General features: G+C 72.8%; 16 protein-coding genes, 2 pseudogenes and 1 riboswitch. Of the genes and pseudogenes, 2 read left to right on the forward strand and 16 right to left on the reverse strand.

Translation table 11 applies throughout. The features are described from left to right. Nucleotides 1-11 precede the first annotated feature (11 nt). The 13 genes and pseudogenes from bshB1 to VLY81_RS11350 all read right to left on the reverse strand — a co-directional run bounded on the left by bshB1 (nucleotide 12) and on the right by VLY81_RS11350 (nucleotide 16,514). Nucleotides 12-761, reverse strand: coding sequence for a bacillithiol biosynthesis deacetylase BshB1 (bshB1, locus tag VLY81_RS11290; RefSeq protein WP_324668278.1), 750 nt, complete (start codon nucleotides 759-761; stop codon nucleotides 12-14). 11 nt (nucleotides 762-772) lie between these two features. After that, nucleotides 773-1,567, reverse strand: a complete 795-nt coding sequence (locus VLY81_RS11295) for a glycosyltransferase family 2 protein (protein WP_324668279.1) — start codon at nucleotides 1,565-1,567, stop codon at nucleotides 773-775. Continuing rightward, entirely contained in the window at nucleotides 1,564-5,244 is a 3,681-nt protein-coding gene (locus tag VLY81_RS11300) for a carboxypeptidase-like regulatory domain-containing protein (protein ID WP_324668280.1), read from the reverse strand. The genes VLY81_RS11295 and VLY81_RS11300 overlap by 4 nt, the downstream gene beginning before the upstream one ends. After that, entirely contained in the window at nucleotides 5,241-6,377 is a 1,137-nt protein-coding gene (locus VLY81_RS11305; RefSeq protein WP_324668281.1) for a hypothetical protein, read from the reverse strand. The genes VLY81_RS11300 and VLY81_RS11305 overlap by 4 nt, the downstream gene beginning before the upstream one ends. Nucleotides 6,378-6,408: 31 nt before the next feature. Continuing rightward, nucleotides 6,409-6,897 (reverse strand): hypothetical protein, encoded by a 489-nt coding sequence (locus VLY81_RS11310; protein WP_324668283.1) that lies wholly within the window; start codon nucleotides 6,895-6,897, stop codon nucleotides 6,409-6,411. Nucleotides 6,898-7,104: 207 nt separating this feature from the next. Further along, nucleotides 7,105-8,346, reverse strand: coding sequence for an adenosylhomocysteinase (locus VLY81_RS11315; RefSeq protein WP_324668284.1), 1,242 nt, complete (start codon nucleotides 8,344-8,346; stop codon nucleotides 7,105-7,107). 68 nt (nucleotides 8,347-8,414) lie between these two features. Beyond that, nucleotides 8,415-9,668 (reverse strand): annotated as a pseudogene (gene metK / locus VLY81_RS11320) (methionine adenosyltransferase); the annotation flags it as partial. A gap of 127 nt (nucleotides 9,669-9,795) precedes the next feature. Then, a riboswitch (SAM riboswitch) is annotated at nucleotides 9,796-9,914 on the reverse strand. Nucleotides 9,915-9,971: 57 nt separating this feature from the next. After that, nucleotides 9,972-11,378: a dipeptidase gene (locus tag VLY81_RS11325; protein WP_324668285.1), complete on the reverse strand. Its 1,407-nt coding sequence runs from the start codon at nucleotides 11,376-11,378 to the stop codon at nucleotides 9,972-9,974. Beyond that, complete coding sequence (locus VLY81_RS11330) at nucleotides 11,375-12,379, reverse strand: 2-hydroxyacid dehydrogenase (protein ID WP_324668286.1); 1,005 nt, start codon at nucleotides 12,377-12,379, stop codon at nucleotides 11,375-11,377. The genes VLY81_RS11325 and VLY81_RS11330 overlap by 4 nt, the downstream gene beginning before the upstream one ends. Nucleotides 12,380-12,433: 54 nt before the next feature. Beyond that, a complete protein-coding gene (locus tag VLY81_RS11335; RefSeq protein WP_324668287.1) occupies nucleotides 12,434-13,198 on the reverse strand; it encodes an HpcH/HpaI aldolase family protein in 765 nt (254 codons plus the stop codon). Between the two features lie 80 nt (nucleotides 13,199-13,278). After that, the gene (locus VLY81_RS11340; RefSeq protein ID WP_324668288.1) at nucleotides 13,279-14,526 is read right to left on the reverse strand and encodes a Wzz/FepE/Etk N-terminal domain-containing protein; all 1,248 of its coding nucleotides are present in this window, start codon (nucleotides 14,524-14,526) and stop codon (nucleotides 13,279-13,281) included. A 66-nt stretch (nucleotides 14,527-14,592) separates the two neighbouring features. Further along, on the reverse strand, nucleotides 14,593-15,660 hold the full coding sequence (locus VLY81_RS11345) for an NAD(P)H-dependent amine dehydrogenase family protein (protein WP_324668289.1): 1,068 nt from the start codon (nucleotides 15,658-15,660) through the stop codon (nucleotides 14,593-14,595). A 101-nt stretch (nucleotides 15,661-15,761) separates the two neighbouring features. After that, nucleotides 15,762-16,514: a hypothetical protein gene (locus tag VLY81_RS11350; RefSeq protein WP_324668290.1), complete on the reverse strand. Its 753-nt coding sequence runs from the start codon at nucleotides 16,512-16,514 to the stop codon at nucleotides 15,762-15,764. A gap of 211 nt (nucleotides 16,515-16,725) precedes the next feature. On the opposite strand from VLY81_RS11350, the pseudogene VLY81_RS14900 reads away from it, so the two are divergent. After that, nucleotides 16,726-18,380: pseudogene (locus VLY81_RS14900) on the forward strand (IS1634 family transposase). An 81-nt stretch (nucleotides 18,381-18,461) separates the two neighbouring features. Here VLY81_RS14900 and VLY81_RS11370 read toward each other — a convergent pair. Beyond that, complete coding sequence (locus tag VLY81_RS11370) at nucleotides 18,462-18,746, reverse strand: hypothetical protein (RefSeq protein ID WP_324668295.1); 285 nt, start codon at nucleotides 18,744-18,746, stop codon at nucleotides 18,462-18,464. Nucleotides 18,747-18,950: 204 nt separating this feature from the next. Beyond that, on the reverse strand, nucleotides 18,951-19,142 hold the full coding sequence (locus VLY81_RS11375) for a hypothetical protein (protein WP_324668296.1): 192 nt from the start codon (nucleotides 19,140-19,142) through the stop codon (nucleotides 18,951-18,953). A 247-nt stretch (nucleotides 19,143-19,389) separates the two neighbouring features. Between VLY81_RS11375 and VLY81_RS11380 the strand changes: the two genes are divergently transcribed. Beyond that, on the forward strand, nucleotides 19,390-20,403 hold the full coding sequence (locus VLY81_RS11380; RefSeq protein ID WP_324668297.1) for a hypothetical protein: 1,014 nt from the start codon (nucleotides 19,390-19,392) through the stop codon (nucleotides 20,401-20,403). Here the strand turns inward: VLY81_RS11380 and VLY81_RS11385 are convergent. Continuing rightward, nucleotides 20,400-22,430: a GGDEF domain-containing protein gene (locus VLY81_RS11385; protein WP_324668298.1), complete on the reverse strand. Its 2,031-nt coding sequence runs from the start codon at nucleotides 22,428-22,430 to the stop codon at nucleotides 20,400-20,402. The two genes, VLY81_RS11380 and VLY81_RS11385, sit on opposite strands and share 4 nt — an antisense overlap. Between the last annotated feature and the right edge of the window lie 4 nt (nucleotides 22,431-22,434).

The raw sequence follows: 22,434 nt of genomic DNA on the forward strand, positions 1-22,434 counted from the left end.
GGCCCGTTGGCTCACCAGAGGAGTCGGGTGAGGTCGGCCACTCCGATGGGCTCCCGCGAGAGGAGCGGCTCGCCGTACGCGACGCCGATCAGCTGACCGTAGTACCGATCCCGGCCCTCCACCCGGTCCGGGACGTCCCGGCCCGCCGGGTTGACCTCGAACTGGCTGCGATACGCCCGGATGGCGGCTCTCTTGCGCTCGTACGAGCCCGACACGTCAACCACGGCGGCCACCGGCGGGTGGAGCCTCAGGTGGGAGGCCAGGAAGTAGAGGGTGCGCGGCACCAGGTAGGGCTCCCCCGGCAGCTCCGTCTTGGTCAGCTTGCCGTAGAATCGCCCTGCGTCGGCCAGCGCCGAGGCGGCCCAGTGGTCGGGGTGCGCGTCCTCCCAGTAGTGGGCCAGCAGGAGCCGGGGACGCAGCAGCCGCAAGATGGCCGCCACCAGCCGGCGATGATCCACCGTGTCGAAGAGATACCGGTTGGGCAGGTGGAGCGTCAGCCTCGCGGCCAGCCCCAGCTCCCGGGCCGCCTCGTGGCTCTCCTGGCGACGGGTCTCCGGCGTCCCGTAGGGCGTCGGCTCGCCGTCGGTGAGGTCGACGACGGCCACCCGTGCCCCCTGCCGGGCCAGACCGGCCAGCATGCCGCCCACGGCCAGCTCCACGTCGTCGGGATGGGCCCCCACGGCCAGCACGTCGACCGGGGCCTCGAGCCCGGTGCCGTACCGGCTGACGATGGCACGCTCGACCCACGATGCGCCTTGCATCGGCGGACGACTCACCCCTCGCAGGCGGCCGCGCCCAGCGCACGCTCTCGCCGGCACGCCTCGCCGCGCAGGGCCCGCCGCAGCACCTCCTCGTAGTAGCGGCGTCGCATGGCCGGCTCGTCCAGCCCGCCGCCGAAGCGGCGCTCGAAGTTGACCTTGTAGATGAGGGGGACGGGGATCTCCACCACGCTCAGGCCGTGCCTCCAGGCCTCGATCCACACCTCCAGCGGCATGCCGTACCCCGGCTCGGTCAGGTGCAGCCGCTTGAGCGCCTCCACCTGGTAGCCCTTGAAGCCGCAGAAGGCGTCGGTGATCCCGAACCCGGTCAGCTCGTTGAGGCGGGCCGTCAGTTCGCGATTGATGGCGAGACGGTCGAGCGGGGGGCTCCCCTCCCCCTGCAGGGGCGCCAGGTAGCGGCTGCCCGAGACGATGTCCCAGCCCTCGTCGAGCCGCTCGAAGAAGGTGGGGATCCACTCGGGCTGGTGCTGCTCGTCGCAGTCGATGGTGACCACCTGGCGGTAGCCATGGCGGATGGCCCACGCGAAGGCGTCCGTCAGGGCCCGGCCGTAGCCCAGGTTGACCGGGTGCCGCAGGACCCGCACCGCCTCCAGCCGTGCCAGGATGCCGGGCGTCCCGTCGGTGGAGCCGTCGTCCACCACCAGCACGTCCGCCCTCGCCGCCGTCTCCAGGACACGCCGCAACACCCGCTCCGCCGAGCGCTCCTCGTTGAAGACGGGGATGGCGACCAGCCTATCCGCCACGGCCTCCCGCGTGCCCCCCACCCGCCGCGATCCGTCGTAGGTCACGGGATATTGTAGCGATCCGCCTCGGGCGCCGTCCACCACCCCGAGAGCCGGACCACCCAGCCGGGCCGCCTGTCCAGCGCCAGGTCGGCGCCGGCCTGGGGCGCCTGCCCCCATGTGGCGGCCCGCCAGCCCAGCTCCAGGATGCCGCCGGTGTCGCCGGGCACCAGGAGGAAGAGGCCCGCGACGGCGGCGGCGCCCGTGGCCACGTCGAGCGCGGGGAGCGAGCCCCCGCCCGAGGGGACCTCCCGGGTCGCGAAGCCTTCCGCCTCGGCGAAGAGCCCGAAGGGCCCTGCCACGGCGCGACGCGCTCCCACGGACGCCTGCATCGTGTCGAGGCGGGCGCCTCGCTGCGGCTCCGGCACGCCTCGCCATCCGAGACGAGCGTAGAGGCCCGTCGTGCCGTCGGGCCCCGCCCGGCCACCGTCCCCGAGGCCCGCCCACCCCGAGAGCCGGGCCTCGCTCGCCCGGTCGCCCAGGCGGACCTCGCCGGAGACCGCCACGGGCCCTCTTTGCCACGCCCCCGCCAGTGTCAGCGTCTCCCCGGGCTCCTCCTCGCCCCAGCGCAGGGCCGCCGAGAGCCGGAGGTGGTCCGTGGCGGGCGCGGGGCGTGGGCGCAACCAGGCCTCGGCCTGCCAGCGGCCCGGCCTCCACCTCAAGAGGGCACGGCCGTAAAGCGCCTCCCAGGCGATGGTCGCCTCCTCCCACCTCAGGGAGCCCCGGGCCGCAGCAGCCTGGCTCGAGAGCCGCAGCGGCCCACCCGGCCTCAGCTCGCCCCGCAGGGAGAGTCGGGCCGCGTCGTCCGCCGGGAGCACCGACGCCCTCACCGCCGCCGAGCCCCCGCCGTCCCAGGCCCCCTCGAGCGCCACCCAGCTCTCCCAGGGAGTCCCGGCGGCCAGGTGGGCGCCGAGCGCCCACAGGTCGAGTCCCGCCGCGGCCCGCAGGGGCCCCAGACGAAAGGAGGGCAGCGTCAAGCCCGCGGTGACGTACGGCGTCGCCCTCGGCCGGATGGCCGGGGAGTCGGGCCCCTCCGCGTCGACGACGACCCCTCCCACGCGCAGGGAGGCCACCACCCCGCCCTCACCACCCGATGCGGGATGGGCCGCATGCCGGCCGGGGAGTCCGGCCTCCAGGCGTGCGTAGAGGTCCGAGGAGCGGCCCAGCCTCGCCCCGAGACCCCACCCTCTCGCCAGCGCGTGGTCGAGGCGGGTGCGCCACTCCAGTTCCCAGCGATCCTGGGCGGGCAGAGCCGGCCCGTCGCGTGAGCCCTCGCTCAGGCGGGCCGCCATGTCCGCGGCCAGGTGGCGGAGCCTCAGGCTCGTCCACCCGTCATCCGCCGCGACCCCCCAGCCGGCCTCGCCGGCTCCTTGCACCAGCTCGGCGCTCAGGCGCCACGCTCCCAGGCGACTCTCCCAGCCGGCCCCCCAGAGCGAGGGTGCGGCCGGCTCCTGGCGCGCCCCGGCCCAGACCAGGCCCTCCTCCAGCGCGGCGCGAGCCACCGCGACCCAATCGGGTTGGGAACGCTCCCCGGTCGTCTTGTCGCTGCGCGACGCGACGACGGCCAGACCCCCTCGCTCCCAGCGCCAGGCCAGGCCGTGCTTCGGCCACGACGGGAGGGGGCCGAGGCTTAGCTCTTGGAGGGGAGGCGTCCCGCCCGACGGGAGGCGTCCCCCATCATCCCCTACCGCGCGGCGCAACCCCAGCGCGTCGAGGTCGCCGGCGGCCAGGAGGTGATGGCCGAGCCGGAGCTCGGCATGGGCGAGCGTCACCCCATCGCCCGCCGCCGAGCCGGCCGCCCTCAACCCGAGCCCCGGTGCACGCGCTCGCAGCCCCATGCCTGCCCAACCCTCGACGGGTCCGCCCGGTGCCCAGACCAGCCGGCCCGCCGCATCGACCTCGACGGCACGCGCCAGGCCCGACGACGTCGCATTCGCCGGATCCCCGCGCAGGGTGACCGGCACCACCGCCCCCGGCTGCACCCGCACCACGACCGCCGGGCCCGCTCGCACCGGCTCCGACCCGCTGGCCGCACCCGGGTAGGCGCGCAGCACGTGCACCCCCTCGGCCAGCGCCATCGAGAAGTATCCGGCGGCGTCCACCTCGGCCCACGTGCCGTCCTCGGCCACGACCCACCACGGCTGCTCGGCGCCGCCCACCGACGGCCGCTGGAGCGTCCCCAGCACGAGTCCCCTGGGCTCACGCGCCTCGGGGTCGAGCTCGACAGCGGCCGAGACGGCAGGAGGGCGCCACTCCCCGCCGGGGGACCCGATCCGGCAGGCGGCCTCCACCTGTACCGAGCGCAGTCCTGCGGCCAGCGGGGTCACCACCGCGTCCGCCTCCAGCACGGCGCGCCCCGGCCCGCCGGCCGGCCGGCGCCATACGAGCAGCGGCGGCCTCCAGGTGACGGCGTCACCGTCGCCCCCGGCGGCCGGCCGGATGCGCCACGAACCCGGCACCACCGCCAGCGCCGGGCCCAGGTCCACCTGCACCTCGGTGAAGCCCTCCACTCCCTGGCCGTGCAGCTCCAGGGTCACTTCGAGGCGGAGGCGGTCGCCCACGGCCACCCGCGGCTCGGCCCCGGCAGGGCGCACCTGCAGGCTCAGGGTAGCTGCGGGGGCCTGCGTCAGCCGCATCGAGACCGGCGTCGGCATCCCGGTGTCGGCCGTCACCTGCACCTGCCGCGTCGCGGCCACGTACCCGTCGGCCTGCGCCTCGAGCCGGTAGGCCCCGGGCGTCAGCCCGCCGAAGCCGGCGCGCCCGTCGTCGCCCGTCGAGGCGGTGCGACCGAAGGCCTCGCCCTCGGCTGCCAGCCGTACCGTGGCCCCTGCCAGGGGCCGCCCGTCCGGCTCGCCCGAGACGGTCACTTGCAGCGCGCCCAGCGCACCGGCCTCCACCACCTGCAGGGCGCCGCCGGCGATGATGGGGCCGTAGATACTCGCCGAGATGCCGTAGCAGTAGGCGCCGGGCTGCATGACGGGGACGCCGGGATCGCCAGGGCTCAGGCGCAGGAGGTTCCAACCCGCCTGCACGGGGTAAGGGTAGCCGTACCCCACCGCCATCGACGTGGAGCAAGGTCCGCCGCCGCCCGGCCAGAACTGGACGAAGACGTGGCCAGGCTCGTCCCGGTAGACGTAGAGGTCGAGCGTCCGGCCCGAGCCGAGGGGATAGGGGTCGGGCCAGACCAGGGCCGGGGAGTGATCGACGGATGACGGGGAGAGGGTGTAGGCTATGTCGACCTCGTAGGGGCCCGCCACCGCCGCGTCCTCCCACCGCGGCCCGAACCGCCAGACCACGTCGCCCAGCCATCCTCCGCCGGCCTGATGGACCGCCACGACCCCCGTCCGCATCGGGTGAAAGGTGAGAGGATCGGTCGGGTGCCGCTGAAAGGCCCACTCCAGCCGGTCGAGGGGAATGCGGGCATCACCGGGCCCGGTCAGATGGGGCTGCTGCGCCTCCATGGTGAGCGCCACCTGCTGGGCGGAGGGATGGGTCCCGATGGCGACGACCCCCACCACCGCCTTCTCGCCGGGCCCGACGGCGACGCTCGGGGCGAGCCCCGCCACCCCGTCGGCTCCGATCCACGGCTCCCACGCCCCGGCGGCTCCCGGTGCGGTGATCACCCCTATCAGGGCCACCACGACCATCCCGACTCCACCGCCGGCCCGCCGTGCACCCCTCATGGAGCGGACCTCTCCCCCGGGTGGCTGGCAAGGGCCGCACCGAAGGTCACCTCCACGTCCTGCGCCGCGACGGGCCGGTCTCCGTCGAGCCAGACCACCTCCACCCGGTACGTCCCCGGCGGCAGGTGCGCCGGCCATGGCACCTCGACGCCCCCGACCTCCCCCGGTCCCACCTGCGCCCCCGAGAGGCGCTGCGAGGCCACCGGCTCGTCGTCTCTCGCGAACGTCACGGCCAGCTGGGGTCGCACCGTCACGGCGCCCCGGTTGTGCACGGAGGCCACCAGCGAAGGCGGTGACGCCTCGGACGACAGGGCGAGGCTCAGCCCCCCGCGTACCATGGCCACCTGGTAGGGGCCGATCACGTCGAAGCGCGCCACTTTGGGCACGGGGTCGGGCGACCCGTCCGGGTGCAGCCGTGCCTCGATGGTGTAGCGACCGGGCGGCAAGAGGGGCGGCTGCCAGCTCGCCCTCAGGAGCCGGCTGGCCCCCGGCAGCAGGCGCCCCGGCCCGAGCCAGAGACGCTGCCGGGTCTCGCCGTCCGGCCCCACGATCAGGGCCTCGACCCGTGCCATGGTGCCGACGGCCCCCGGATTGCGCACCCGCGCCACCACCTCGATGGGCTGCCCCGCGGCCTCCTGCTGCGCCCACACCCCCTCCAGCACCACGGGCGCGCTCGGCCAGGCCTCTGGTCCGTGCAGCAGGACCAGGACGCCCACCTTGAGCGTGCCGGTCAGGACCGGCGCCGAGATCAGGGCTGCGGCGTAGGCGCCCTCGTCGGGGCATCCCGTCACCTCCAGCCAGAGCTCGCGCCTCTCTCCCGGCGCGAGAGCAGCGTCCTCCCAGTCGGGACGCAGCAGTGCCCGGGCCGACGCCCGGGCCGCGGCATCGTCGAGGAAGACGGGGAAGCCCTCCAGGTCGTGGGTGAGCCCCACCACCTCCACCCGTGCCTGCACCGGCCCGTCGGCCACGTTGGTGACCTCCACCGGCCCGAGGCGAGCCGGGCAGCCGGGAGGGGCCTCCAGCACCAGGGGGCCGACCCGCAACGAAGCCAGGGCTCCATCCCCGGCCATCTGTGACGCCGCCAGGAGCACGCCCACCAGCACCCACCGATGCAGCCGTCCCGCCCGCTTCATCCGGGCCGCCTCCTCTCCGACGAGCCGGCTCTCAAAGGGGGGCGGCCAGCACCAGGTCGATGTCGGCGGCGTAGTCGCCGGGAGCATCGTCGTAGCTGGCCGTGTACTCGAAGGCGAACGTGATCGTGACGCCGGACTCGCCGGTGGGCTGGCCGGAGGCGACGTCCTGGAGCGACGCCTGGCCCACCGTCCCCTGCCGGCCGGATGCCTGCCACTGCACGAGGTTGACGAGTGGCGTCTCGCCGGGGAGGACCGGCCGACGATCGGCCGCCAGCCGGAGCACCCAGGGCGCGTTGGATCGGAGCTGCACGGAGAGCGACCCCTGCGCCCTCTCTCCGGGACGGGCCTGGAGCGTCACCTCCTGGCCCGACGGAAAGGTGATCTCGGCGGCCTCCTTGACCGTCACCCGGAGCCGCACCGTCGACGCGGACGCCGGCGATGGGACGACGGCTCCCAGGGACACCCCCAGCGACAGCAGGACGATGACGAAGCTTCGGGACCGACTCGACACGGGTCGCACGGGGCGACACCTCCCGGGTGCGGCGCGGCCTCGGGAGGGTAGCGTGACGATCGTTAGTCTAACTGACGCCCCGCAGACGCGCCAGCCGTCTCCTGGACGCCGTGAACGGCAGGCTCCTCGGCAGGGCTCGATGGAGAGGTTGCAGGGGCTGTCAGCTCGTGCACAGCAGCGCGCACGCCCGGGGGCGCCCCCCTGCGCCTCCGTCGATCAGGTGCCCTCCTGCCAGCCGGCCAGATAGCGCCGCTGCCGGTCGGTGAGGACGTCCAGGGTGACGCCCATGGCCTGCAGCTTGAGGCTCGCCACCTCGCGGTCGATGGCCTCGGGCACGGGATACACCTGCGGCGCCAGGCCGGTGCCCGCCTCGCCCACCAGCCACGCCACCGAGAGGGCCTGGTTGGCGAAGCTCATGTCCATGACCTGGGCAGGGTGACCCTCGGCAGCGGCCAGGTTGACCAGCCGGCCCTCCCCGATCAGGCGCAGCCGCTTGCCGCCCGGCAGCTCGAACTCCTCCACGCCCGGTCTCACCTGCCGGCGTGCCCTCGCCAGGCGGGCCAGCGCCTCGACGTCGATCTCGACGTTGAAGTGGCCGGCGTTGGCCAGGATGGCGCCGTCCTTCATCCGCAGCAGGTGCTCCTCGCGGATGACCCCGGTGTTGCCCGTGGCGGTGACGAAGACGTCGCCCAGGGGCGCGGCCTCCAGCATGGGCATGCAGGCGAAGCCGTCCATGACGGCTTCGAGGGCCCGCAGCGGCTCCACCTCGGTGACGATGACCAGCGCGCCCATGCCACGGGCCCGCGCCGCGATCCCGCGGCCGCACCACCCGTAGCCGGCCACCACCACCGTGCTGCCCGCCAGGAGCACGTTGGTGGCTCGCAGCAGCCCGTCCAGCGTCGACTGGCCGGTGCCGTAGCGGTTGTCGAACATGAACTTGGTGCGGGCGTCGTTGACGGCCACGACGGGATAGCGGAGCACCCCGTCTCGTGCCATGGCCCGCAGCCGCGTCACGCCCGTCGTCGTCTCCTCGGTGCCGCCCCGCACGCCGCCCAGCAACTCCTGCCGCTGGGTGTGCAGCGTGGTGACCAGGTCCGCCCCGTCGTCCATGGTGACGTGCGGGCCGTGCTCGAGGGCCTGGTGGATGTGGCGGTAGTACTCGTCGGAGTCGACGCCCCGCCGGGCGAACGTCGGGATGTCGTAGACCTCGTTGAGGGCGGCCGTCACGTCGTCCTGAGTGGAGAGCGGATTGGAGGCACACAGCCTCACCTGCGCGCCCCCAGCCGCCAGCGTGCGCACCAGGTTGGCCGTCTCCGTCGTGACGTGCAGGCACGCCGAGATGCGCAACCCCTCGAGAGGGCGCTCGCGGCGCCAGCGCTCCCGGATCTGCCGCAACACCGGCATGAAGGAGTCGGCCCACTCGATGCGGGCCCGGCCCTTTTCCGCCAGCGCCGTCATCGCCGCTCGTCCGTCTCGGAGGCCAGGGCTGCGGCCGCTTGGGCAGGCCCCTCTGCGTCGAGCCGCCGGCGCGCCTCCTGCCGCAGGGCATCGACCAGGTCGGTGCGCTCCCAGGGCAGATCCAGCTCCGGCCGCCCGAAGTGCCCGTAGGCGGCCAGCTGGCGGTAGATGGGTCGCCGCAGTCCGAAGCGCTCGATGAGCGCCGCCGGCCGCAGGTCGACGAGCCGGGCCACGAGGGACTCCAACACGGAATCGGGCAGCTTGCCCGTCCCGAAGGTCTCCACCATCAGCGAGACGGGCCTGGCCATGCCGATGACGTAGGCCAGCTGCACCTCGCAGCGGTCGGCCAGCCCGGCCGCCACCAGGTTCTTGGCGATGTAGCGGGCGGCGTAACTGCCCGTGCGGTCCACCTTGGTCGGATCCTTGCCCGAGAAGGCGCCGCCCCCATGGCGCGCCATGCCCCCGTAGGTGTCGACGATCACCTTGCGGCCCGTCATGCCCGAGTCGCCCAGAGGCCCCCCGACCACGAAGCGCCCGGTGGGGTTGACGAAGATGCGGGTCGCAGGCGTCAGGTACTCGGCCGGGATGACGTGGCGCACGACGTGGGTCTCGATGTCGGCCCGCAGCCGCTCCATGGGCACGTCGGGATCGTGCTGCGCCGAGACCACCACGCTGGTGACCGCCACCGGCTCCTGCCCCTCGTAGGCGACGGTCACCTGGGTCTTGCCGTCGGGCCGCAGGTAGCCGAGAAGGCCGCTGCGCCGCACCTCGGCCAGCCGCCGCGCCAGCGCGTGCGCCAGCACGATGGGCAGGGGCATCAGCTCCGGGGTCTCCCTGGCGGCGTAGCCGAACATCAGCCCCTGGTCGCCCGCCCCGAGGATGTCGTAGGCGTCGGCGGGCCCATCCGGGCGGGACTGGGCCTCCAGCGAGCGGTCCACGCCCCGGGCGATGTCGGGCGACTGCTCGTCCAGGGCCACCAGCACCGCGCAGCCGTCCGCGTCCAGCCCGTACTCGGCCCGATCGTAGCCGATCTCCTTGAGCGTGCGTCGGGCGACCTTGGCCACGTCGACCCGGGCCGTGGTGGTGATCTCCCCGAAGATCAGCACGAGCCCCGTCTTGGTGGCCACCTCGCAGGCCACGCGCGCATACGGGTCCTGCTGGTAGACGGCATCGAGGACCGCGTCGGCGATCTGGTCGCAGACCTTGTCGGGGTGGCCCTCGGTCACCGACTCCGACGTGAACTCCCACCGGCGCGCCGACTTGCCGGCTTGCGCTCGCGCGGCATCCTCGCGCTTGGGCCAGCCATCCCGGTGCATGGACATGACGCGTGCCCCCTGCCTCCTCGCGTGCTCTGGACGCAGTCGGTTGGCGTTCGCCGCGGGCGGCGCTGCGTGGTCTGGGCGAGAAGTCGCGCCTCTTGTCCGTCTCGAAGAGAGGCAAGAGCCCGGGCTCTCATCTCCCAGAATGGAACGCCATTCTGCGGGAATTGGCACCGTGCGCCGTCGACCCATGTCGGCGCCGGTTGCCGGGCTTCATCGGGCCCGTCCCTCCACCGCTCTGGATAAGAGCCAGAAGCACGCTCCTGGGATTTTGCCGAGCCATGATAGCACGGCTGTCCTGCAGCGTCAATCGGCCGCCTTGACGGCCGCCAGCCGCGCCAGCAGGCGGGCCCAGGCCATCTTGCCCCGCTCGAAGCTGGACAGCCGGAAGAACTCGTTGGGCGCGTGGACCTGCTCGTCGGGAGAGCCGAAGGCGAAGGTGAGGGTGTACGCGCCGAGCTGGCTCGAGAAGACCTCGTACAGCGGCACCGTCCCTCCCATCCACTGGTAGACCGGCTCCCGCCCGTACAGCTCCCGCAGCACGTCGGCGGCCGCCCGGTTGGCCCAGTGATCCATCGGCATCGCATAGGGACGGGCCAGGCCCGGGAGCTTCTGCACCTGCACCCGCACCCCCGGCGGCGCGTGCCGGCGTACGTGCCGCTCGATGAGCGCCTGGATCTCTTCGGGGTCCTGGTCGGGCACGAGACGGCACGTGATCTTGGCGTGCGCCTCGGCGGGGAGGACCGTCTTGACCCCTTCGCCCTGGAAGCCGCCCCAGATGCCGTTGACCTCCAGGGTGGGGCGCACGCCCTGGCGCTCCAGCGTGCTGTAGCCGGGCTCGCCGAAGAGCGCGACGACACCCAGGGCCTCCCGGAAGCGGTCATCGTCGTGGGGCACCGCGTGAAGCAGCCGTCGCTGCTCGGCGGTGAGGGGCGCCACGCGATCGTAGAAGCCCTCCACCAGGACGTGGCCGTCGGCTGCCCGCATGGAGGCCAGCAGCGCGACCAGCGCGTGGATGGGGTTTTGGATGGTGCCGCCGTAGGTGCCCGAGTGGAGGTCCGTCGCCGGCCCCTGCACGTCGATCTGCAGGGCGCAGAGCCCTCGGGTGCCGACGGTCAGGCTGGGCACGTCGGGTGCGAACTGCCCCCCGTCCGCGCTCACCGCCAGATCGCACGCCAGAAGGTCGCGGTGCGCCTCCACGAACGCATCGAGGTGGGGGCTGCCGATCTCCTCCTGGCCCTCCAGGACGAACCGCACGTTGACGGGCAGCCGGCCCTCCCCCCGCAGCCATGCCTCGCAGGCCAGGATGGGGATCAGCATGTTGCCCTTGTCGTCGGATGCGCCTCGGGCGTAGACCCGGTCGCCGTCGATCCAGGGCTCGAAGGGCGGCCGCTTCCACAGGTGCTCGGGATCCACCGGTTGGGTGTCGAAGTGCCCGTAGATCAGCACGGTCGGGCGCCCGGGGGCGTGCAGCCAGTCACCGTAAACCAGCGGGTGGCGGGGGGTGGGCAGCACCTGGACGTGCTCGATGCCCGCTCGCTCCAGCCGCCGCGCCACCCACTCGGCCGCGGCCCGCACGTCGCCGGCCCTCTCTGCGAGAACGCTGATGCTCGGGATGCGCAGCAGCTCCAGCAGGTCGTCGAGATGGGCCTGGCGATGGGCCTCCAGGTGCGCGGCCACCGCCGACGGAAGGGCCGTCCCTCGCTCGCTCATGCCCGCTTCCCCTCCAGCACCTCGGGGTTGACCACGTGGGCCGGACGCTGGCCCGACAGGGCCGCGATCAGGTTGGCCGCCGCCATCTCCGCCATGCGCGCCCGGGTCTCGGTGCTGGCGCTGGCGATGTGGGGCAGTACCACCACGTTGGAAAGCTCGGCCAGGCCCGGCGCCATGCGGGGCTCGTCCTCGAAGACGTCGAGCCCGGCACCGGCGATGCGGCGCTCCCGCAAGGCGGCCACCAGCGCCGCCTCGTCGACCACGGGCCCCCGAGAGGTGTTGATGAGATAGGCGGTGGGCTTCATCAGGGCCAGCGTGCGTGCATCGATGAGGTGGCGGGTCGAGGCGTTGAGGTCGACGTGCAGCGTCACGAAGTCCGACTCGCGCAACAGATCGTCGAGCTCCCGGTACTCGGCGCCCAGGCGGCGCTCCTCGTCGGCGGCGCGCCGCCGGACGTCGTGATAGAGGATCCGCATGTCGAAGCCCCGGGCCCGGCGCGCCACCGCCTCGCCGATGCGCCCGAAGCCGACGATCCCCAGGGTCTTGCCGTGGACGTCGGAGCCCAGCAGGAGGGTGGGCGACCAGCCGCCCATCGCCTCGTACCGGCCCGATCTCATGAAGGCATCGGCCTCGACGATCCGCCGGGCCACGGCCATGATCAGGGCCCACGCCAGGTCCGCGGTGGTCTCGGTCAGCACCCCTGGTGTGTTGCAGACCAGCACGCCGCGCCGGGTGGCCTCCGCCACATCGATATTGTTGAAGCCCACGGCATAGTTGGAGATGACGCGCAGCCGGGGGCCCGCCGCCTCCATCACCTGGGCGTCGATCGGATCCGTCAGGAGCGTCACCAGGCCGTCCCGGCCACGGACCGCCTGCAGGAGCTCCGCCCGGGTCAGGGGACGGTCGTGGGGGTTGACCTCCACCCGGGCGTGGGCGGCCAGCATGGACATGCCCGGCTCGGGCAGGCGTCGGGTCACGTACACGTCGAAGGTGCCCGTCATCGCGTCAGGCTCCTCTCCCGTCGCGGTGCCTCCGGCGCCGCGGCATGCTGGGGATCACCCCTTGCGAAGGCGCTCCAAGGCTGACGAGGCGGCCCCCATCAGGAGCCGCAGGTCCGAGGTGACGGAGACGAACTGGAATCCCTCTTTCGCCATGGCATCGGCCTCTTCGGCCCCGGAGGCCATGTAGCCCGCCGCCTTGCCCGCCGAGCGGGCCGCGTCCAGGATGCGCCGCACCGCCGCGCGGTACTCGGGGTGGTCGAATCGGCGAAAGAGCCCCAGGCTCGCGGACAGGTCGTTGGGGCCGACGAAGAGGAGGTCCACCCCGTCGACCCGTGCGATGGCCTCCACCGACTCCAGGGCTGCCCGGGTCTCGATCTGCACGCCTACCAGCACGCGCTCGTTCCAGCTGGCGAAGTAGTCGGCCAGCGACAGCCCGTAGCGGCTGGCCCGGGTCCCCGCGGCACCCCGCACCCCCTCGGGGGGATAGCGGCACGCCGCCACGGCCTGCCGGGCCTGCTCGGGCGACCCGATCAGCGGCACCAGCACGCCCATCGCGCCGCGATCCAGGGCCTTCTTGATCAGGGCGACGTCGTTGGCGGCGACCCTCACCAGCGGGGTGACGTCAGGCCCCCCCGCCGCGATGGCCCGGATCATCTCCTCCAACGTCTGCTCGTCGACGGCGGCGTGCTCGGCGTCGATCATCAGCCAGTCGGGCCTCAGCAAGGCCAGCGCTTCCGCGATGGTCGGGGAGCCCAGGGTGAGCCAGGTGCCGAAGGTGGGTCGACCCGCACGGAGGCGCTGCTTGAGGGAGTTGGTCATGGCGCGGGCAGCTCCCTTCCATGGTCAGCAACGAAGGGTATGACGCCCCCGGGCCGACCTCCTCCTCGGCCGCGTCGCCCTCAGCGCACGGCCTCGCTCGCCGTCGAGGCGGCCCGAGTCACCCCCGACTCGGCGGGCTGTCGCCACATCTCCGCCACGAGGACCCCGAAGACGCTGGCCATCAAGCCCAACAAGCCGGCCACCACCGCGTTGAGCACAACCCGGGGGCGGGTCGGGGAGGTCGGCGGGATGGCCTGGCGCACCACCGTCAGGGCGGACTCGCCGAGCCGGCTGGCCAGCGCCGCCTCCTGCGCTTCGTACTGGGCCACGGCCCGCTCGTAGTTGCGGCGTGCCACCTCCACCTGCCAGGCGAGCTCCTGCATCTCGGCACGAGCCGTCATCAGCTGGGCGCTCGTCGCCTGCAACTCGCCGACCAAGCGCTCCAGCGCCTGCTCCACGCTCTCGCGCTCGGCCCGCAGAGCCGCCAGGGCCGCCTCCTGGAGAGCCGCCTCGGTCTGGATCCGGGCGTAGACGGGGTCGACGGCGGCACCACCCGATAGCACCCTCGGCTCCCCGGTCAGCTGGCGCTGCAGGGCCTGGAGGCGGGCGAGGCCCGACGCCAGCTCGACGTCGATGGACGCCAGTCGTCGCTGGTAGTCGGATACCAGGCCCGTCCGAGCGGCCTGCTGGCTCTCCAGGGCCTCCACCGACGGGCCCTCGCGAGCGAAGGACTGCAGCCGCCCGCGGGCCTCGTCCAGCGCCTGACGTGCAGCAGCGATCTGCTGCTCGAGCAGGGCCAGCGCCCGCTCCATGCGGGCGGCGTCGAGCCGACGGGCCTCCTCCACCAGCAGCGACGCGGCGGCGTTGGCCCAACGCGCCGCCTCGGCGGGATGAGGCGCCTCGGCCCTCACCTCGACGAGGCTGGCCTCGTCGACCACACGGGCCCGCACCACCGGCAGCGACGCCGACGGGGGCGGGTCATCCCCGTCGCCTTGCATCGAGCGGTCCCGCATCAGGGCTCGGAAGGCGTCCGAGACGACGATCTCCGCCAGCGCGGCCGGAGCCAGGCTCACGGCCTGGACGGGGGCCACCGGCTCGTCGCTCACCCGCAGCGCCCCGTCACGCTCCAACCGGAGCACCGGAGCCTCCCGGTCGAGGATCGGGCTCTGCGTGACCACGAGCAGCGTCGACGCCTCGTGTACGGGCCGCACGGCGAAGCGGCTGACGGCCCACGCGAGGGCCGCCGCCACGAGGGTCACCCCCGCGACGATGCGGCGAGCCCGCCAGATCACCTCGGCGTACAGGCGCAGGTCGATCTCGTCGTCCATAGACGAAGACCCCCCGGTCGAGGACTCCTGGGGCCGCCGGCATCGGACAGGCCGACGGCCCCAGCGCTACCAGGCGGCCCCGGACCACCACCCTGGTGCCGCCAGATCCTTGACCGACAGCAGGCCCGGCGGCGCCTCCATCACGCGCGGGATCGCGTTGGTGACGGCCGCCACGGTGGCCGTGTCGCCGAAGATCCCGCCGGGCACCACGACCTCCAGCGGCGGCTCTCCGGTGATGCGCAGGTGGTCGACGCCCCGCGCGCCCCCTGCGGTCGGAGCGTCCTCCGACGCGGGGGGGTCGAGGGCCATCACCAGGTCCAGGCGCACCCGCTCGCGGTCGCCCTGCCACGCCGTCACCGTCTGCAAGAGCCCCTGCACCTGCCCGGCGCGCACCGAGAGGTGGGGGGTCTCGATGGGACGGGAGGCGATGAGCGGCCGCACCACGTTGTCGATGCGGTCGACCCTCCAGCCCATGCCTGCCGCCACCAGGGCGGCCGACTCGGGCAGCCCCACGTGGCCCAACCGTCCCTCGGCCACGAGGCGGTCGAACTCGTCGGGCGCCAGCCCCGACCCGATCTTGCGCTGCAGCGGCCCCCGCCGACGAGAGGCGTCCACCACCCGCCGGGCGTGGACGTGCTCCACCCGGGTGCAGACACCCGTCATGACCAACGGCAGGAGGTCCATGACGAAGCCCGGGTTGACCCCGGTGCCCAGCACCGTCACGCCGGCCCGGCGGGCGGCGCGGTCCAGGCGCTGCGCCGGCCCGGGGTGATGGTGCCAGGGCCAGGCCAGCTCCTCGCAGGTGGAGATGACGCTGAGTCCGGCCTCCACCAGGGCCAGGAGCTGGTCCATGACCGCCTCCAGGTGCGACCCCGTCGAATGGAGGGCCACGGAGGCCCCGGCCACGGCATCAGGGTCCAGCCGCGGCTGGACCTCGACCCCCACCCGAGCCCGCCCGACCAGGCTCCCCACGTCCTGGCCCGCCTTGTCGGGAGCCGGGTCCACCGCCCCCACCAATCGCACGCCGGGCATCTCCAGGACCCGACGGACGATCCCCTGGCCGATGGGGCCCAGGCCGATCTGCACGACCCCGATGCGGTGGTCGGGATGGAGTGCGCTAGAGCCTGCCATCATGGATCTCCCTTCAAGCCGTCCACGTCTTCGGCAAACTCCGCCCCTCTTCGGCGCCGGGGCCCGTAACCCTTCGATCGCCCACGAGGCCTCTCGACCCCCTGTCAAAGGTGCGTGGCGAAGCCGAGGGTCAGGCATCCGGCCGAACTGGCCCCGAGGTGCCAGCTCGCCTGGTCGTCACCGCCGAGGTCGAAGCCCACCCGCCAGGCCCACGCCACCGGCCTCTCGCGACTCTCGATGACGAGCGGCTCCTGCTCGTAGGGCAGCTGCCCTGGCGCGGCCACGGCGAGCCGGTCCTCGAGGCGCCCCGAGCGAGCGGCCCACCAGGCCACGCCCCCGGCCGTGGCCCAGACCCGGGAACCCAGGGGCCACCGCACCTCCACCGGGAGCACGAGGCCGTGCCAGCGCACCTGTACGTCGTCACGCTGGGAGCGATCGTACATCGACCACTCCGACCCGCTCGCCTCGTCCCTCACGAGCACCGGCGCCGGCCTGGCCACGTACCGGGACCATCGCTCATGCTGCACCCAGCCGATCCCTCCCGACAGCTCGCCTGCCCCCCAGGGCGCCACCACGCGCACGGCGAGGTGCCCCTCGCTCCATCCGCCGGTGGCCGTGCCACCCGTGGCCCATCGCAGGGTCGTGGCGGCATCCGTGCGGCGTGTCCACTGCTCGAGAGGCCCTGCCCATCCGGCGTACGCGCCTCCCGCCTCGACGCGGATGGCCCGCCGGGGCTCCCACCGATACTCCCAGGCGTAGCCCACCGAGAGGCCCCCTCCCGTGCCGTGCCACCGTCGCATGCCCTCCTCCAGGGCGCCGTCCGCGATGGTCGCGCGCTCGTGAGCGTGCCCGTCCACGCCGATGATCTCGACATCGCACCGGAGGCGGGGCGCTGACTCGTCGTCGGTCTGGCGTTGTACAGTAAGTGGCCACAACCCGCCCCCACCCGCACGGTGCGAAGCGGGTTTGCGGGCCATTCCCCGTAGAAAAACGCGGATGCGCGTAGACACAACCACAAAAGATGTAGCTATTGACACAGCGTGGTAAACGAGTTACGATGTAGGCACGATGTACGTGCGCACCGTCACTTCCAAGGGCATCCAATACGCCCAGCTTGCCCATAACGTCCGGGACCCCAAGACTGGACAGCCCCGGGCCCAGGTGCTGTACACCTTCGGCCGGGTCGACCAGCTCGACCTGGACGCGCTGCGCCGCCTGGTGCGCAGCATCGCCCGGTTCCTGCCCCCCGACGAGCAGGCCCAACTGCAGAAGGATCTCGGCATGGAGTGGCCCTTTCGGTACCTGGGCTCCCTGAAGCTGGGCGGGACGTGGCTTTCGGACGGGCTGTGGCGGCGGCTGGGCATCCAGAAGACCTTGCAGCGCCTGCTCAAAGCGCGCCACTACCAGACCCCCATCGAGCGGCTCCTCTTCGCCATGGTGGCCAACCGGGCCCTGGCGCCGTCCAGCAAGCTGGCCATCGAGAAGTGGGTGGCGCAGGACGTCTACATCGACCAGCTGCCCGCGGTGGAAGTCCACCAGCTCTACCGGGCCATGGACTTTCTGCTGGAGGCTGCCGAGGCGATCCAGCGCGAGGTCTTCTGGACGCTGGCCAACCTCTTCAACCTCGAAGTGGACGTCATCTTCTTCGATACGACGACGGCGTACTTCGAAATCGAGGGCGAGGACGCCGACGGGTTGCGCCGCTGGGGGCACAGCGCCGATGATCATCCGAAGATGGCCCAGGTGGTCATCGGCTTGGCCGTGACCCGGGACGGCATCCCGGTCCGCTGCTGGGTCTGGCCCGGCAACACCGGCGACCAGAACGTCGTGGCCGAGGTCAAACGGGATCTCAACGGCTGGAAGCTCAACCGGGTGGTCGTGGTGTTGGACACGGGCTTCAACTCCGAGGCGAACCGCCGCATCCTGCAGGGCGCCGGCGATCACTACATCATCGGGGAGAAGTTGCGGGTGGGCCCCCAGGGGTGCCCGCGGAGGCGCTGCGCCGGGCGGCAAGTACCGCAGGCTTCCCGACGGGCTGGAGATCAAGGAGGTCGTGGTCGGAGGGGATAGCGCCGCCCGCCGGCGCTTCGTCATCGTCCGCAACCCCGAGGAGGCCGAGCGGGACCGCCAGAAGCGGGAGTCCATCCTGGCCGAGCTTCGCCAGCGGCTCGAAGCGCTCAAACAGAAGCAGGGCGAGGCGCATACCAAGGCAGCCTGCGAGCTGCGGGCCCACGAGACCTTCGGCCGCTACCTGCGCCAGACGTGGGCGCGCGACTGGTCATCGACGCGGCCAAGGTTCGCCGAGAAGCCGCCCTCGACGGGAAGTTCGTGATCAGCAGCTCCGACGACTTTCGCCCGCCGAAGACCTGGTCTACGGCTACAAGCAACTCTGGCAGGTGGAACGGGTGCACCGGGACCTGAAGCACACGGTCGACGTCCGGCCGATGTACCACCGGCTCGACGACCGCATCCGGTCCCACGTGCTGCTGTGCTGGCTGGCCCTCCTCATGATCCGGGTGGCCGAGAACGAGACGGGCCAGACCTGGCGACAGATGCGGGATCTGGTCGCCCCCATCGACGTGGGCCGCCACGCCACCGCCCACGGCGAGGTCTGGCAGGTCCGCCCCCTCACCGAAGAGCAGAAGGCGCTGTTTCAGGCCCTGAAGGTCGACCGACCGCCCCACTACCTGAAGATTGTGACGCCCACCCGAAAAACGGCGTAGATACAACCGCTTTGTCCACCTCAGCCCTTATAGATCCCGTCATGTCGCTCTTTGTCACCTTGAATTGTCGCTACGAGCTGTTCAACGCCAGTCGGTCGGAGCCAGGTCCAGTCCAGCCCTCCAGCGGTGGACCAGCCGCCCTCCCTCCAGGACGGCCGACGACGCAGGCAGGGAAGACCGGACCAGGGGGCTCGAGTCAGGGGAGACCGGCAGGCGTGTCACGCTGGCTTGGGCCCTGACCCGGACGTGAGGGCGGACCGGCGACGTCTCCAGGGGGGATGCCTCGCCGACGGACGCCGCACTGGTGGCACCGGAGACGGAGGCGATGGCGAGGGCGGCGATAGCGGAGATTAACAACGTCTGCAAGAGCTAACACTCCCATCCAGTATTGGTAAGCACTGCCTCCACTGGCATCCCTTGCTACTCCGCCCATCCGTCGACTCCTGCCAGGCCCAACCCGGCTGGCCGCTGACGGGGGACCTAAGATGGGACCAAAGAGAAGGGCCCCGCTGCATGCGGGGCCCTCCGTCGTGTTCGCCATCATCGGCTCGAGCCGGCCGACCGGATCCGCTACGTCCGCCTGCGCCAGCGTGTCAACTGGACGTACCGCAGGATCAACCGATCCAATTCATCATGCAGATCGGGGTCGTCCTCGTAACGGACCCCGCTGCGAGCGTAAAGCTTGCGCCTGAGCTCCTCGATCCGCCTCTTGACCGTCTCCGCTTCGCTGACCTGCGCCTGCGTGCGCTCCTCACCGACCAATCCTCTATCCCCTGCCCTTTCACCGGGCGCGGCGGCAGCCGTCGAGCCAGCCGGACGACGACCGGATGATGACGTCCCGACCCCCCGGGTCCAACGGCAGGCGGCCCGCATCCCTCCTTCCCGTCGACGTGCAGCGCTGAGTCGACGTGACTAGTTAGCCTTTCACCGAAAGGATTCGGTTTCCTTCGCGACACCAGCAGGGTACGGCCCCGCCCCGGGCGAAACGGGAAGTGTTGGGAGTGCTGTCATGAAGCGGCATGGGTCCATCCTGGGCTGCATGCTGGGCCTGGCGCTGGCGTCCGTGGCACTGGCCGGATGCCGGGGCCGGGCTGTCGCGCCGGTGGAGATGGCACCGTCCGTCGCGGTCGCGACGGCGAGCCCGGTGCCAGCGGCCATGGGGGGCACCGCTGCGGGATGGATCGACGATCTCTCCGCCCTCTACCTCGATCCCGCAGGGCTCGCGGGCCGCCGCTTCGAGGGGAGCGTGGTGACGGCCGTCGCCAGCGGCGCTCCTTACCCGGCCCCTGCGGAGCAGCTGGATGCCCTGCGTCGGCTCGCCTCGACCCCTGACGCCCCGATTGCCGAGGCTCGGGCCCGGGTCACCACGCTGGGCGGGCTGCTCATCGACGGCTCGGGCCTGGCCCTGATGGCTCTCGGAGAGGCCGACGTGCGGGACGGCTCGCAGGAGGCCCGCCTGCTCTCCGCCTTCAGCTTCGGGGCGGGCTACCCCATCGGGCCGCGGTGGCTGTCGGCCCGCTGGCAGGCGGGCACGGCCCTGCGCCTGCTGCAGGCTCAGGAGGCGCGCCCGGACCAGGGCACGAGCCGGGTCGGGCGAGGCTTCGCCGTCGACGCGGCCCTCCGCGCCTCGTGGGCCGAGACGCTGTCGGTCGGCCTGGTCCTGCACGATCTGGCGGGCAGCATCACCTGGCGCGACCAGGATGGCGCCCCCGCCGGCGCCCGGCAGTGGCTGCTCTCGGGGAGTCGAGCCCGGGTCGGCGTCGTCATCGTCTCCCCCGACCGGCGCACGCGGCTGACGGGGGAGGCGGGCCTCGACGGCGCCTGGGGCATCGGGCTGGAGCAGCGGGTGCTGGGCGACCGGGTGGCCGCCCGCGTCGGCAAGGGGCACCTGGTCGGCCTGGGCCCGTCGGACACCATGGGGGTGGGCCTGCGGCTCGGGCCCCTGGCGGTCGACGCGGCACTGGTGCTGCCGCAGGGAGACGAGGCTCCGTCGCTGGTGGCGGCCCTTCGCGTCACCTTCTAGGCCCGAGTGAGGCAGTGGATCCGCCCCTTGCCGGCTCTCTTGGCTTCGTACAGCGCCCGGTCCACCGCCCGCAGCAACTGCTCCTCGTCGTCGCCGCAGACGGGATAGGCCGCCACTCCCGCGCTGGCCGAGGTGAAGACCCGCTCCTGCCCCACCAACAGCGGCGTGCTCGCGACCGCTCCCACGATGCGCTGGGCCACCCGCTCGGCGTCCTCCAGGGGGGTCTCCGGCAGCACCACCACAAACTCGTCGCCCGCATACCGGGTGACGATGTCGCCGGCCCGGACGTGGGCACGGATGACGTCGGCCAGCAGCACCAGGTAGCGATCTCCCACCAGGTGCCCGTAGCGGTCGTTGACCTGCTTGAGGTGGTCCGAGTCCAGCATGATGAGGCTCAAGGGCGCCCCCGATCGGCGCGCCCGCGCCAGCTCCCGCGTCAGCTCCCGCCGGAGCATGCGCGCGTTGCCCAGGCCGGTCATGGAGTCGGTCATCGCCAGCTGGACCGTCTGCTCGTAGAGGCGGGCGTTGTCCACGTAGATGGCCGCCTGGCCCGCGATGGTGGCCAGCAGCTCGAAGTCCTCCTGCGTGTAGGCGCCGGGCCGGTACGCCTGGGCCGAGATGGTCCCGACCACCCGTGACTCCAGGATCATCGGCACGATGATGGCCGAGGCAGGCTCCTCGGGCGCCCCCACCAGACGCCGGCCTGGCACCGGGCGGTCCATCTCCTCCGGACGGCGGTTGATGAAGAGGGGGCGCCCCGTGCGCACCACCTCCACCGTGGGGCCCCGGTCGGCCGGCACCGTCACGGGTTCGTAGCGCCGGCCCTTGTCCACGATGAAGGCCGCGTGCAGCGCCTCCTTCTCCGGCTCGTACAGCGTGATGACGAAGGCCTCCACGGGCATGACCCGCTCGACCTCGCGGAAGATGGTCTCGAACAGGGGCTCCAGCCTCAGCGGCCGAGCCATGGCCCGGCCGATCTCGTGCAGGATGGCCAGGTGGCGGGCACGGCGTTGATTCTGCGTGTAGGTGATCACGTTGTCCACCGCGGCGTCCCAGTGCTGGGCCAGCCGCCCCAACAGCCGCTGCTCCTCGGAGGTCAACCGTCCCTGCCACGGAGCCCGCCGTACCACGAGCCACCCCCAGCCGGAGTCGCCGACCGCGACCCGCACGCGGCAGGCCACCTCCCGGGGACTCAACGGGTGACAGACCGGCGACGGCAGGCCCGCGTGGCGGGGCAGCGACGCCAGCGACGATGGATCGGGCGGCGCGGCGGTCGCCGGCCATGCCGCGTAGCGCTCCCAGTCCCGGGCGTCGGGTCCCGGGACCATCAAGACCACCTCGCGTACCCCGACGATGGCCGCCACCCGCTCGAGGGCTCGTTCTCCCCACTGGGCGGGCGTCCAGTCGCCAGCCTCCCCCTCGATGAGGTCGTGGAGCGCGAAGAGGCTCTGCTCCTGCTCGTAGATCCGAGCCTGGCGCCGGCTCTGGTCCCAGATCCGCTCCAGCACCGCCGCCTCGGCTGCCAGCGACCGACCCATGGCCCATGCCACCAGGGCCGTGACGCCTGCCCACCATGCCAGCTGGCTCGGCGCCGGGCCGCCGTCGCCTCGCGTGAGGGCCTCGACGGCTCCGGCCGCCAGCCATCCCGCCAGAGCCGCCACCCACGGATGGCGGGGCGCCAGGCGCAGGCCCCACCCGAGGCTCCAGGTCAGGATGGCCAGGGGCGCGGCGTGCGGCCAGGCACCCGTGCCCGCCAGCCGGCCCGCCACCACCACGGCCGCCAGGGTCAGCCCCGCGGCTGCCCAGGTCGCCCGGCGCTCGAGCGTGGAACAACCGCTTACGACGTCGGGCACCAAAGATGCGGCCACGTGCCGCGCCGCCGCCCACCGCAACAGGATGGCCCCCGCGTATCCCACCGCCACCACCAGGGGCGCCCCCGTCGCGAGTGACGCCGCGTGCAGCAGCGTCACCGCGGCGCCCTCGACGGCCACGGCCGTGGCGAGCTTCGCACCCTCTGCCAGCCCCACCGGG

Origin of the sequence: Limnochorda sp. LNt (assembly GCF_035593265.1) — a bacterium.
Lineage (GTDB): Bacteria > Bacillota > Limnochordia > Limnochordales > Geochordaceae > Geochorda > Geochorda subterranea.